13 protein-coding genes are annotated in these 13,040 nt (G+C 32.8%); 4 read left to right on the forward strand and 9 right to left on the reverse strand.

The window, feature by feature from the left end:
* Positions 1–48: 48 nt before the first annotated feature.
* Positions 49–219 (forward strand): hypothetical protein, encoded by a 171-nt coding sequence (locus K412_RS22435; protein WP_157833860.1) that lies wholly within the window; start codon positions 49–51, stop codon positions 217–219.
* A 316-nt stretch (positions 220–535) separates the two neighbouring features.
* Here the strand turns inward: K412_RS22435 and K412_RS0118875 are convergent, their stop codons facing one another.
* The 3 genes from K412_RS0118875 to K412_RS0118885 are packed head-to-tail and all read right to left on the reverse strand — an operon-like array spanning position 536 to position 2,431.
* Positions 536–1,108: a hypothetical protein gene (locus K412_RS0118875; protein WP_157833861.1), complete on the reverse strand. Its 573-nt coding sequence runs from the start codon at positions 1,106–1,108 to the stop codon at positions 536–538.
* A gap of 25 nt (positions 1,109–1,133) precedes the next feature.
* The gene (locus tag K412_RS0118880) at positions 1,134–1,823 is read right to left on the reverse strand and encodes a hypothetical protein (protein ID WP_024834533.1); all 690 of its coding nucleotides are present in this window, start codon (positions 1,821–1,823) and stop codon (positions 1,134–1,136) included.
* Positions 1,824–1,837: 14 nt separating this feature from the next.
* Positions 1,838–2,431, reverse strand: coding sequence for a hypothetical protein (locus tag K412_RS0118885; protein ID WP_024834534.1), 594 nt, complete (start codon positions 2,429–2,431; stop codon positions 1,838–1,840).
* A 633-nt stretch (positions 2,432–3,064) separates the two neighbouring features.
* On the opposite strand from K412_RS0118885, the gene K412_RS0118890 reads away from it, so the two are divergent.
* Together K412_RS0118890 and K412_RS0118895 are read left to right on the forward strand one after the other, a co-directional pair.
* The gene (locus K412_RS0118890; RefSeq protein ID WP_081741831.1) at positions 3,065–5,503 is read left to right on the forward strand and encodes an ATP-dependent DNA helicase; all 2,439 of its coding nucleotides are present in this window, start codon (positions 3,065–3,067) and stop codon (positions 5,501–5,503) included.
* A gap of 151 nt (positions 5,504–5,654) precedes the next feature.
* On the forward strand, positions 5,655–6,233 hold the full coding sequence (locus tag K412_RS0118895) for a recombinase family protein (RefSeq protein ID WP_034848353.1): 579 nt from the start codon (positions 5,655–5,657) through the stop codon (positions 6,231–6,233).
* A gap of 459 nt (positions 6,234–6,692) precedes the next feature.
* Here K412_RS0118895 and K412_RS0118900 read toward each other — a convergent pair whose 3' ends face one another.
* The 6 genes from K412_RS0118900 to K412_RS0118925 form a co-directional block, all read right to left on the reverse strand.
* Entirely contained in the window at positions 6,693–7,541 is an 849-nt protein-coding gene (locus K412_RS0118900) for a cysteine ABC transporter substrate-binding protein (RefSeq protein WP_024834537.1), read from the reverse strand.
* 20 nt (positions 7,542–7,561) lie between these two features.
* The gene (locus K412_RS0118905) at positions 7,562–8,311 is read right to left on the reverse strand and encodes an amino acid ABC transporter ATP-binding protein (RefSeq protein ID WP_024834538.1); all 750 of its coding nucleotides are present in this window, start codon (positions 8,309–8,311) and stop codon (positions 7,562–7,564) included.
* Positions 8,312–8,321: 10 nt separating this feature from the next.
* The gene (locus K412_RS0118910) at positions 8,322–8,999 is read right to left on the reverse strand and encodes an amino acid ABC transporter permease (RefSeq protein WP_024834539.1); all 678 of its coding nucleotides are present in this window, start codon (positions 8,997–8,999) and stop codon (positions 8,322–8,324) included.
* Complete coding sequence (locus K412_RS0118915; protein ID WP_024834540.1) at positions 8,980–9,645, reverse strand: amino acid ABC transporter permease; 666 nt, start codon at positions 9,643–9,645, stop codon at positions 8,980–8,982. Before K412_RS0118915 ends, K412_RS0118910 begins: the two co-directional genes overlap by 20 nt.
* A gap of 214 nt (positions 9,646–9,859) precedes the next feature.
* Positions 9,860–10,453: an HAD-IA family hydrolase gene (locus K412_RS21200; protein ID WP_024834541.1), complete on the reverse strand. Its 594-nt coding sequence runs from the start codon at positions 10,451–10,453 to the stop codon at positions 9,860–9,862.
* Positions 10,454–10,474: 21 nt separating this feature from the next.
* A complete protein-coding gene (locus tag K412_RS0118925) occupies positions 10,475–10,960 on the reverse strand; it encodes a DinB family protein (protein WP_024834542.1) in 486 nt (161 codons plus the stop codon).
* Between the two features lie 255 nt (positions 10,961–11,215).
* Between K412_RS0118925 and K412_RS0118930 the strand changes: the two genes are divergently transcribed.
* Positions 11,216–12,973, forward strand: a complete 1,758-nt coding sequence (locus tag K412_RS0118930) for a glycosyl hydrolase (RefSeq protein ID WP_024834543.1) — start codon at positions 11,216–11,218, stop codon at positions 12,971–12,973.
* Positions 12,974–13,040: the final 67 nt, after the last annotated feature.

A 13,040-nucleotide genomic window follows, 5' to 3' on the forward strand; every position in this document is an offset into this window, starting at 1 on the left:
CGGTATTTTTGTATAGGTACTCATGGTTTACCGCTTACAAATGATGTAATGGTTTTAAAAAAAGAAGGGGATACATATATTCAAAAGGAACTTTTGCATATTTTTGATAATAATCAAGAATTAATAGAAGAAATTGTAGGTCAAAAGGAAAACACCTATTTAAAAGAGATAAATAATAATATCGTTGATTTGGCAAAAATCCTTGGAATTAAAGATTAATATTCAGAATACTAATAATTTTTCATGTACCTATAGGGATACCGCTAACATCCCAATAAAACCACGCCAAAGGGAGAATTTGTATATAACTTGACATTTTTAACTAAACTAAAAAGCTGCAACCCTTTTTAAATTAGTTGCAACTTTTTATTAGTTTTGGATTTTAGGTAGTAATGGAACAGAAAACGGCTATAAGTGTGTGTATTTTACAGATTAGCCATTTCAATTTATCCTATATTATGAAAATTTTTATTTTCTTGCAGTTAATATATAGTTTGTTCAAATTCATAATTGATTCACACAAATTCGGAATACTTTATGACTTAAATGATGGAGGGGTAATAGTTGTATGGCACCCAAGGTAAAATTCTTGGTCAGATATAAATCTATCCCCTTTATTCCAGTTATCTTTAACTATCAAAAAATGATAAGTTGATGTACCATTTTTGTATATATTATACCCCTTAACTGCCACAGTGTGATTGTAATATGGCCTGGATGCTAATGAAAAGAGTGCTGGCCGACTGTTGTTAATTTGAGCTTCAAAAACAGCAAATGACCACGCATAGTTATTAGATCCGCTACCGTCTGTATAACCAAAACTTTTCCATGCTTCTTCAACTAGATTGTCAATGCTTGTAACGCTAATCCCGTCTGTATTATTATATCCTAATAGAATTGCTCTTTGCCTGAAACTGTTGTATATCTTTATTCTATCTAGAGGAATCTTTGAATAGCCATTTGCAGCATAATATATTAAAATATTTGCCAAAGCACTTAGGCTACAATTGTTAACACTGTTTCCAGTAGTAGCGCCGACTCCATCGGTAGTTTCATATTCTTTCTGCAACCAATTACCAACATTAGATAAATTTCTTGACGTGTTCAAAGTATATGTATTGCTTTGACCAAATCTATTTTCTAAATAAGTGAGGATTATCTATTACATTGGCATATGTATTTTCATTTGACCCAGCTACAAACAACTCATTAATAGACTTTCTATCAATTTTTTTAAATGATGACCATTTTCCCTTGTTTATGGTTTCTAATGTCCTTGTTGTCTTAAAATATTTCTTCATGTCTTTTTTATCTACTCTGTTTTTTAGAATAGATTTAAATTCTAATTTATTATTTTTGTCCTTAATTCCGACAAAATATTGTTGGTTTCCTAAATAATACTTTTTCTCGGCAGAACTTTGAGAATCACTTGCAATAATAGAATCCATATAGTTAGCAGGAGTTGTTGATTCATATGAGAACTCTACTATAGGATTTAAACTACTGCTTGCTGAAATTATTATATAGCCTTTCTCTTGAACATCTTTAACAACTTTGCATTCGTACGCTGTGACATTATTATCAAGATCATATAACGGAGTTGTTATTGAAATCTTACAAGAGCTATCCCATTGAGAATCCTGATTGTTTACAACATCACTCAGTAAAAATAAAGCCGCTACTTTTTCAGCATCAACTTGTATTATATCAAAGCTTGATATTTCAATCTGATCATTACTGTTTTCAGCAAATACTGCTTGACCACATAATGTTGTTAATAACATAGTTAAAATTATAAACATACTTAATATTCTTTTTGTCATCTTTTGACCTCATTTCATTTTTGGGGTTTACTGTTCATGCTATCAAATGAGCAATACTGCTCCGTTTCGGTATCAAACAAAACAATTGTTTCATATTGTGACTGACCTGCTGCTTCTCCTATTTCTTTATCCTTTTTATCCTTATAGATATAGTTCGTCAAGATGTGCATTTCTCCAATTTCACCATTTTTATATGAATCCAAATTACTTATACACTTTTTTATATTCAAATCAGTTAAGTCACATTTAATGGAATAATCGGAACTTGTATCTACAGGGTTAAGCTTAGATTGAATAAGATCTTTATATTTATCTTGTAGTTCCTTTGAATTTTGTTTAATTACAAGATTATTATAAATTAATAAATATTTATCAAAATTTAAGTCAACAATTAAAAAACATTCATTGTCAGATTTATCAGTAAACAATACATAATAATTAAATTTTCCACCTAAAATCGGTGGTACTGTTTTATTTACTGATTTTATATCTTTATACCCAAAGGTATTTTGAATATAACTTTGAATGTCTTTTTTGGGTTGCTGTGAACATCCTACAAAGACTAACAAGGTAAATGTGGTTATAAAAATGTAAATTAACTTCTTCATAAATTCCTCCTGTTTAACTTGTATTTATTATCATCTAACCTCCCTAAAATATGATTTTCATCCTGTTATACTGAACAACTAAATTATATCATGTAAAAATTAATAATTTTGTTATAATATGTCAATTTACTATAATTTAAAATTTTTAATTATAGTATCCTGAGAATCATTGGATAGACCACAACTCAGAAAAATGATTGAATTCATAAATAAAGTGATACTGTATATATCGAAAGTATCTCTAGCTTAGCAAGAAGTATTAAGAACCTTCTTACAATTGTTCAACAGTTATAGGAAAAGTCAGTAGACCTTGTTTCTTGAAAGAAAGTATAGATACAACTACTCCACTGGAAAGGTTTGTATTAACCATATTTGGCGCACTTGCTGTAGCAGCGGTTGTTGTTATCAGAATCTAAAGAAGTCTTTACAGCAGTTATAGGACCACTTGTTGAGGTGCCAGATAACTTTCTTGGTTTATCTGTTACAATAGGTTAGGAAAGTCTAAAAACAGATTGGAATTATCAAATTAAAATCAAAATTCCGAACAAATATTCTCTAATTATATTAACACAATTACATAAATATAGTATAATATTTTAGTAAAGAACGTAATAACCACTAAATATAGGAGGTATGATGGATACTCGCATTGAAGAAATTCTTGACTTTTGGGAAAATAAGTTACCAGAATACTACAGTTCAGATGTTATTAGGTTAACACAGGTACAGATGTCGCTAGATATAGCTGATTTTCTACTTAATGAAAGCCGGCCCAATATTTTTATTTTAGAAGCTCCCGTAGGTACTGGTAAATCTTTGGGAGCGTTGATTCCTGCAATGCTTGAAAAAAAGCATAGAATTCTCTCATCTCAAGTTATATATGCTACAGCGACTATAAATCTTCAAGGTCAGTTGACTCGTGAAGAAGTCCCTCTTTTAAAAAAATATGGTTTAGTAAATAAGTATATTTTAGCTAAAGGAAAAGGGAATTATTATTGCCATGAACGTGCTATGGAATCATTACATCGGTACAAAAATTTGAAAGAAAGTCTAATTTCCTTTTTTGAACAGGCAGAAACGGGTCACAGAGATGAGTATGAAAATATTTATAGGCCTTTAGAAAATAAACTGTGGGAAAACTTTAACCTTGAAGCAAGTAGCTACGAATGTCGTAATTGTACATATAGCCTAAATTGTCCAACGCAGAAGCACCGTTCCCGTTTTTTGTCTTCGTCCAATGATCTCATTATCACTAATCATGATCAGCTAATACGCTCATTCCTTAATTTTCAAGACATGGAGTCTGCGAGTAAACCTATCCTGCCAACAAATCCCGGCATTATAATTATAGATGAAGCACATGATTTTTTAGAGAATTTTTTAGGACAAACAGAAGTATGTCTTAAGCTTAATACTTTGAGTAAAGTTAAGCATCTAATTCCGAAATTACTGAAAAACAAATATTCTAGACTCATGGAAAAATTTTGGAGCCTGTACACGGAAGAGAAATCATCTGTTGAATCAGCTCAGGGAAGATATAAGCTTTCAGAAAAAGCTCGGAGCATGCTAATATCTATGAAAAGCTGTATTGATGAGGCTATGTTAAAAGAGGAATCAAAAAATATAGGTAAAAATCTATTACTCTACAAAAATGAAGACAGTAAGATACAAGAACTAGAAGAAATTTCGGCAGCTATTAGAAAGATCACATCAGCATCTTATGTTTCTTGGGTCTGCTATGAAGACAATACTGTTCATGCAGTAAACAAAGGGTTTACAAGTTCCTTTAGAAATTTCTTACTTGAATTGGCTAAATACAACAAAGTTGTAATAATGTCTGGAACTCTAACTACAAATGGGGATTTCACACCTATGTTAGATTTATGGCATTTAACGCAAAAGGATGTCCGAAAACTTGCTCTACCAACTTCGTTTTCATATAGGGATCAAGCTAAAATATATGTGCCTGATGGTTTGGTATCACCTAAAGAGAGCGCTACACCAGAGTATACTGAAAATCAAGTTGAAAAAATTATCTCTATTATAGAAATGTGTGGAGGAAGAAGCTTGATTTTAGCAACATCCAAGACACACATGAACAATGTCTTTTCTGGTATTACACCTTACTTAGAAAAACAGGGGATTAATTCTTTTGTTCAAGATTCCAGTAGTGTTGAGGTTTTGTCAGATAAATTTAAGAAAGATGAAACCAGTGTACTTATAGGTTCTGGGAGCTTTTTTTCTGGAATATCAGTAAAAGGGGAATCACTTCTTTGTGTTATTATAACTCGTCTGCCATTTCCTGTTCCAGAAGATCCATATATAGATTTGCTAGGGGAGGGACTTGAAGGTTCAAAGTTTATGAGTGTATCCTTTCCGCATATGATGGTAAAACTCAACCAGGCTGTTGGAAGGTTAATTCGTGATATAAGTGATTATGGAATTGTTTCTATATTGGATGAACGCCTTTATACTAATAAGGAATATGGCTCAATAATATATGATTCATTTGAGAAATTGGGATATATTATAACTCGTAATCATGACGAAGTTTCAACATTCATAAAAAGAGGAAAAGAGAATGTTAAGGATATAAGCTATGCAAAATATAGTCGTGATAAGCTTACCATGCATAAAGCTCTCTCAAAGAAAATGCTGGCAAGGAAAACTACAAATTATGATATTTTGGGATACAATGTTGGGATGAATAAAAAACTTGAAAAAAAGTATTTAAACCATCGCACGCAAAAAGTCAAAGAATTTATAGAATCAAATATTACTGACGAACAATATCAATTTGCTGAGAACATACTAGCATCAAAGAAAAAAACTAAAAAGGATATCAAAAACATTCTAACATCAAAAAGATTATTCGAGTATTTGTTTGACTTGTTTTATAAGGATAACGAGGATACAAGGGTGGTAACGGACCATTTTCCCTATAATAATGATGAACAACGTAAGGAGTTTGTTATATATAAAGGTGTCGGTTCGAGAACATATAAACTTAAACCAGAAGAACTTGATGAACTGAATAGGAGGTTGGCTAAGCAGAACCGTTCATATATATGATATTAAATAAACTTTTTAATTTAATAATTATTACACCAAGTTATTAAACCAACACTCGGTGTAATAACTTGGTGTAATAATTAAATTGACATCATATAATTTTTCGATATAGAATAACAATAGATAAATGAGAAGGGATAAAACATATTAAATGATTTATGGATATTTACGAGCCATTGAGAATTGTTCTCCTGAGAGAGACATTAATATGCAAAAGCAGTTAGAAACTATGACAAATCAAGGGATTGAAATTATTTTTCAGGATTTAGTAACAAGAAAAACTACAGGTAATGAGCAATTTAATCATTTACTTGATATGTTAGAAGAAAATGATATTGTAGTGATTGTCAAACTGTCCAGACTCGCGGTTAGCCTAAGCGAATTATCTGATATATGTGGCATTTTCTCTAACAAAAGAGCAATTTTAAAGGTCTTAGGATTAGGCGAAATATCAAGAAATGGTCATATTTCGAATGAAAAATGGATAAATGCATTAAAAGAATTTGAAGAAGATATAAGATATGAAAAAATTTGTAGGGGCCACTTGATTTCCAGGAAAAATCATCAATCAAATAGTGCAATTCCTTGTGGAAGACCTCCAAAATACTCTAAAAAACAATTAAGCGAAGCATTAAAATTGCGAGATCGTTATTCATTTCAAGAAATAGCTAATATTACGGGCATATGTAAAAGTACATTATTGAATGCAAGTAAAAAGATGCAAATATGACCTAAAAGAAATGTATATTATATTAAAAATAATTAATATTGAGTATATTTATGCATTTTCTATAACTTTCTGTTTTCTTAAAGTTATAGAAAATAGGATATAATGCTTAAACGCTACGTTTGTTAATTTTCTACAACAATTTTGATTATGATAAAAAAGGTTTGTTTGGTCACCCCAATTACGCGAAATTAAAATTTCGCGTAATTGGGGTGACCAAATACAACATATGCCGTAATACTAGCTATTTCATGAAATGAATGCGCAAGCGCTAATAATCCCGCAATTTTAATGCTTCTCTGGTTTTTTTGAATACTTTTTTTCAAGTTTTTAATTATCAAACGCAGATTGAACAAGTTATATAGGAGGAATTATGAAGAAGTTAACTTTTTTATACTAAAAAAGTCGCAAAGTAATTGCGACCTTTTTACTATTTATTTAATTTTCTATCAGTACAGCCAGTTATTCTAATTTCCCACCTTCTATAACAAGGCTTTCTTTGTAATCTTCTCCATATACATCTGCTAATGTAGCATCATATGCTTTATGTATAAAATTCTCTTTTCCTAAAGCAGTGAGTTCATTATTAATCCAATCCAGGAGATCTTTATTTCCTTTCTTTACAGCAGGTGCTATTGTATCCTGACCACCCAATGATGGCACACCAACAGTGAAGCCAGGATTCTGTTTTGCCCATGCTATTACTTCAGTATTGTCGTTAACTATTGCAGCACCACGCCCATCTTTTAATGCTTCAAATATTTCTGTATATTGCTCAAACTTTAGTTGCTCTATGTCCGGATAATTCTTTGTTAAATATGTTTCAGCAGTTGTTCCTTTAGCGACAATAGCTTTCTTGCCCTTTAGTTGGTCAATTGAAGTAATTGGAGCACTGTCTGGAGATACTATTCCAAGAGAAACCTTCATATATGGATTTGCAAAATCCACCTTTTGCTTTCTGTCTTCTGTAACCGTAAAGTTTGCCATTATTATGTCAACCTTGTTTGATTCTAAGTATGCAACTCTGCTTGCTGCGTCTACCAACACAAATTCAACCTTAGACTCATCTCCTAGTAAATCTTTTGCAAATCTTTTGGCTATATATACATCAAACCCTTGATTCTTGCCATCTGCATCCACGTAACCAAAAGGATTTTTGTCGCTGAATACACCAATCTTAATTTTTCCTCGCTCTTTTATTTCATCAATTGAACTCTTGTTATTTGAAGTATTTGAACCGCAACCTGCCAATACCCCCAAAGCTAATACTATGCTTACTACTAATGGGATAATTCTTTTAATTTTATTCATTGCAATCATTCCTTTCTTTTTTAGTATTGAAATATATTTAAGAAGTGCTTAGCACGTTCTGTCTTAGGGTTTGTAAAAAATACATCCGGCTCTGATATTTCACATATATTGCCTTTATCAATAAACACTATCTTATCGGCGACAGCATGAGCAAATGACATTTCATGAGTTACAATAACCATTGTCATTCCCTGCTTTGCAAGTCCCAATATAACTTCTAAAACTTCTCTTACCATTTCTGGATCAAGTGACGCGGTAACCTCATCAAATAACATAATGTCAGGATTCATGCACAAAGCCCTTACAATAGCTATTCTCTGCTTTTGACCACCTGAAAGCTGACGAGGATATGAGTTTAACCGGTCAAGTAATCCTACTCTGTCTAAAAGCTGCTTTGCTTGCTCCATAACCTCAGATTTATTTCTCTTTTGTACTTTAGTAGGGCCTAAAAGGATATTTTCTATGACTGTCATATGCGGAAATAAGTCATAGCTCTGAAATACCATCCCTATGTGCTGGCGGATTTCCTGCCAATTTACATCTTTATTTATGAGACTTTTATTCCTGAATATTATATCTCCGCCTTGAATACTTTCGAGTCCATTGAGGCATCGTAAAAGAGTACTCTTTCCACACCCCGATGGCCCTAAAACAACAACAACTTCTCCTTTTTTAACACTGAGATTTATATTTTCTAGTACCGATACTTCGTCATATTTCTTATGTAAACCTTTTATCTCAAGTAATACTTCGTTGCTCCCCTTATCCATGATAACCTCCCTAACCATTCCATTTATTTTCTAATCTCTTAGATAACATTGAAAGTGGATAACAAATTATAAAATAAAGTATAAATATGAAACCATAAACCCAAAAGGATGCTGTAGGCACTTCTAAACGTGAAAGTTCTATAATTTGCTGGCCTACCTTTATAACATCTATAACTCCTATCAAAACTACCAGAGAAGTAGTCTTAACCATCCTTGTTGCTAAATTTATGGCACCCGGTAACATTCTTCTTATTGCTTGGGGTATTAGAATGTACCTGTAAAGTCCTAAAAAACTAAGGCCTATTGCCTTTCCAGACTCAATCTGATGTTTTGGCAGCGATTCCAGTGCACCTCTTACGATATCCCCCATTTCAGCTGCCCCCCAAAGAGTAAATACAATAATAGAAGTAATCTCTCCACTTATATGTAAATTTAGGGCGGTAGTAACTCCAAAATACATAATAAACAACCAAACAAGAATCGGTATTATTCTAAATACCTCTAGATATATTCGACAAAAGGAACGTATCCATTTTGACTTTGAAGTCCAGATAACTCCTAAAACTATTCCTAGAAGCGAGCCTATAACAATTGAAATAAAAGCTATCCTTGCTGTTACCAGCAAGCCGTCAAAAAGGCGCTGCATATTCATTCCCTTAAAAAGCACACTAATTCCCAAACTCTGCATAACGCACCTTCCTTTCCAACCATGTCAATAGTAATGATAACGGCAAAATAATGAGCAAATATACTGCCACCAGCATAGAGAGAGCTTCAAAGGTTTGATAATACATACCTATTAAATCCTTTGTTACATTCATAAGGTCAACCACTGCAATAGCTCCTACTATAGAGGTTTCTTTCAGCAAAAAAATGCAATTTGCACCTAACAAAGGTATACTAACTGAAAATGCTTGAGGAAAAATCACATATCTCACAAACTGGGCTTTGTTTAGTCCTATACTAAGGCCTGATTCAATCTGTATCTTGCTTATAGCTTCCAAACCACTTCTATATGCTTCTGCCATATAGCTTCCTCCTAAAAAAGACAAACCAATAATGGCACATGCATTCTCGTTTAGTGTGATTCCCAGTTTTGTAAGTCCAAAGTATAAGAAGAACAACTGTATAAGCAGCGGAGTATTGCGGGATAACTCAATATAAGCTTGAACTATTGATTTTAGCACTTTGACCTTGAAGTACAGAACTATACTACAAATTAATCCAATTATTAAAGAAAACAATATACCCCAAAATCCTAGTTTCAGTGTCGTCCATGCAGCCTCTAAGTAAAGAGGCAGGCTATCTGCTATGAATTGCCAATTAATACCCATCAGTTTTTCACCCCAATAAATACATTGAAAAAATATTCTTAAATAAAAAACTCCTACCCCCTATTCAGAGGCAAAAGTTAATTCTTTTTTCTCTCTGTAGATTTGCTTTAGCTTTTTTTACTATTATTACAATGTACACTATTCCTATCTGTTTACTATGTTATAACACAAGAGAATTTTTGTCAATATATTTATTTATTGATGATGGTATTAATTAATCAATCAGCAAATCGGCAAGTTCTTTAAAACTGAAAACCGTTTTTCCATGGTACTGAACATTTCTGCTATTAAATAAAATGGCATCCATTCCAAGGGATTCAGCAGCATCTAAATTATATATTCTGTCATCTACATAAATGCAATCAGATGCCTTAAGTCCAAGTTTATCAAGTGTATGCATGAATATTTGCATATCTGGTTTTTTTATTTTAAATTCCCCACTTACTGTTATAGCATCAAAATAATCATTAATTTTAAATTTATCACGTAAATACCTGCTCCATTCCTTTAAATCGTTTGATATTAATGCTAAATGATAATGTTTCTTTAAGATGGGAGCAAATTCATAAAAAGAATCATCAATTTCTATTGTATCTAAATATTCTTTTTCAATCTTATCTAAATCACCTTGAAATCCTAGATTTCTGAAAAGTTCTAAAGAAGATAGTTCACCAACATTAGCTTTTTTCCAATGAAAATATACATCCTCCCGGCTCAAATTAGGAAATGTACGATTAATGAATGGCAAAAGACCTCCCTCCGGGTCTTTAATAACCACCCCATACATATCCAAAATTAATGCTCTCATGCCAAAACCCTCCATTATAAACTATTTCTTCGTCATCTCCGCCTCACCTAATCTTTCTCTAAAGTGAGTCAAATGGGTTCTCATATGGCTAACATAGTGACTTAATAGGTTTTCAAAAGTAATAAATGGAGAATTCTCATCCCAATCTACATTCCACCTGTGTTTTAAACATTTGCTATCTAAATTCAAAATTATATTTATTATTAATTTATTATAGTAATAAAACAATGAAAGAAGTTCTGATAAGCTCATATTCTGATAATTTTGAGTTTCTAGCCACTCATCATTTTTGTAATCGGGAAATTCAAGAACTTCAGACAATTGTAATCTTACAAAACGTTGATGATTGTTTGAGGCTGAATCAATTAAATGGCCTATTATTTCTTTTAAAGTCCACTTATCCTTTGAAATTCTATACGATGATGTTTTTTCATCAATTTCAGAAAAGTCATTCCTAAATACATTAATTAGTTGCTCCAACTCTTTTGGGATAGTAATATTATCCATAAATTCTCCTTATTTATACGAAATATTAATATTATTAATAAAATCTTACCATATAATGTTGCTGTTTGTAATATTACATAGTCAACACTTATCATATTTTTCAATTAAAGTAAAATTCAAATTGAAATTAAACTAAAATTATGTTATATTTTAACTAAATATGTACTTCATTACATTCATTTCGTCATTACATCCTGACAGCATTATTTCTTTTTATATTCGCAATAGGTAAAAAAATTTAAAAGGAGTGTTTTTATGAAAAGAATTTTAGGGAGAGTTATGTCTCTTCTAACAGCGGTTGCATTGTCATGTACAGTCCTTACAACCGTTCCCTCTCCGGTACAGGCTGCTTATTCCGTACCTGTAGATGTTGAAGCAGAAGATTGTGCTCTCAGCAACGGTGCTACTGTTACTACAAATGTTTATGGAACTGAATATCCGGGGTATTCAGGGGATGGATTTGTATGGGTATCCAATGCAGGAACAATAACTTTAGAGGTAACAGTTCCTAAAAGTGCAATGTATGAACTTAAAACTCGTTGCTGGATGTATCTGGGCAATCTTGGTGAAACCAGACTTCAGACTGTAAGTATCAACGGTGTATCTAAAGGTAGCTTCTATATTCCCAACAAAGGCGACTGGATGGATTATAGTTTTGGATTCTTCTATCTTGAAGCTGGAACAGCTAAGATTGAGATTGGAACATCAGGAAGCTGGGGATTTATACTATATGATAAAATATCCTTTGACTATGCAGATATGCCTGATTTGAATATAGAGCCAACTCCATGTGATTCGAAGGCAACCCATGAAACAAAATCTCTTATGAAATATCTGACAAAGGTTTATGGGAACCATGTTATTTCAGGTCAGCAGGAAATTTATGGTAGTGGTAATAACGGAGATTACGAACTTGAATTCAACTATATACATGATAAAACCGGCAAGTATCCTGCAATCAGAGGCTTTGATATGATGAACTACAACCCTCTGTACGGATGGGAAGATGGTACAACAGACCGTATGATAGAGTGGGTAAAAGAAAAAGGCGGTATTGCAACAGCTTGTTGGCATATCAATATACCGGCAGATTTCACAAGCTACCAGTTGGGTGAAAAAGTGGATTGGACAAAGTGTACTTATAAACCCACTGCCAGCTTCAAAACAGCCAACTGTCTAGATAAAACAACAAAAGAGTACGGTTACTTGATGATGGCAATTGATGAACTGGCTAAACAGCTCCTTATCCTTCAGGATGCAAAAGTTCCAGTGCTTTTCCGTCCTTTTCATGAAGCTGAGGGGTATAACAATACCGATGGCTCAGGAGCTTGGTTCTGGTGGGGTTCATCAGGTGCTGAGGTTTACAAGGAACTCTGGAAACTGCTTTATACTACACTAACAGAAAAATACGGTATTCATAATTTAATATGGGAAGTAAACCTTTATACATATGCGAATTCACTCCAATGGTATCCTGGTGACCAATATGTGGATATCGTTGCCTATGACAAGTATGAAGGCTCACCTTACACTTGGGAAACAAGTGCTGCAACAACAGCATTTCTCTCACTTGTAAATGCTACAAACGACACAAAAATGGTGGCAATGAGTGAAAATGACGTTATACCTGACATTAAGAACATAGTTAACGAAGGAGCATGGTGGCTTTATTTCTGCCCATGGTATGGCGATTTCTTAACCAGTTCAAGATATAATGATCCGGTGCTCTTAAAGACTATTTACAACAGTGAGTACGTAATAACTCTGGATGAACTGCCTAAAGATATTTACGGTTCTGCACCTTCAGCCGGAGTAGCAGGAGATTTGAATTCAGACGGTGTTTTTGATGCCATAGATTTCGCCTTATTAAAAGCATTCATACTCCAACTCCATAATGACTCACTTGACTTAACAAACGCAGACGTAGATGGAAATGGACAAATAAATGCATTGGACTTTGCATATATGAGGCAAAAGCTTCTTGGGATAATTGATAAATTCCCGGTTGAATAACATTTTATATTTTTTATATAAAAAATGCTGTCCCATGAGGTGGTATATATCCCGCATGAGACAGCAT

Source organism: Ruminiclostridium josui JCM 17888 (assembly GCF_000526495.1).
Lineage (GTDB): Bacteria > Bacillota > Clostridia > Acetivibrionales > DSM-1351 > Ruminiclostridium > Ruminiclostridium josui.

Coding starts and splice junctions, on each gene's coding strand:
- K412_RS0118880 (WP_024834533.1), bottom strand. CDS start 1,823: ATGACAAAAAGAATATTAAGTATGTTTATAATTTTAACTATGTTATTA.
- K412_RS0118885 (WP_024834534.1), bottom strand. CDS start 2,431: ATGAAGAAGTTAATTTACATTTTTATAACCACATTTACCTTGTTAGTC.
- K412_RS0118900 (WP_024834537.1), bottom strand. CDS start 7,541: ATGAATAAAATTAAAAGAATTATCCCATTAGTAGTAAGCATAGTATTA.
- K412_RS0118905 (WP_024834538.1), bottom strand. CDS start 8,311: ATGGATAAGGGGAGCAACGAAGTATTACTTGAGATAAAAGGTTTACAT.
- K412_RS0118930 (WP_024834543.1), top strand. CDS start 11,216: ATGAAAAGAATTTTAGGGAGAGTTATGTCTCTTCTAACAGCGGTTGCA.
- K412_RS0118925 (WP_024834542.1), bottom strand. CDS start 10,960: ATGGATAATATTACTATCCCAAAAGAGTTGGAGCAACTAATTAATGTA.
- K412_RS0118895 (WP_034848353.1), top strand. CDS start 5,655: ATGATTTATGGATATTTACGAGCCATTGAGAATTGTTCTCCTGAGAGA.
- K412_RS22435 (WP_157833860.1), top strand. CDS start 49: ATGGTTTTAAAAAAAGAAGGGGATACATATATTCAAAAGGAACTTTTG.
- K412_RS0118915 (WP_024834540.1), bottom strand. CDS start 9,645: ATGGGTATTAATTGGCAATTCATAGCAGATAGCCTGCCTCTTTACTTA.
- K412_RS0118890 (WP_081741831.1), top strand. CDS start 3,065: ATGATGGATACTCGCATTGAAGAAATTCTTGACTTTTGGGAAAATAAG.
- K412_RS0118910 (WP_024834539.1), bottom strand. CDS start 8,999: ATGCAGAGTTTGGGAATTAGTGTGCTTTTTAAGGGAATGAATATGCAG.
- K412_RS21200 (WP_024834541.1), bottom strand. CDS start 10,453: ATGAGAGCATTAATTTTGGATATGTATGGGGTGGTTATTAAAGACCCG.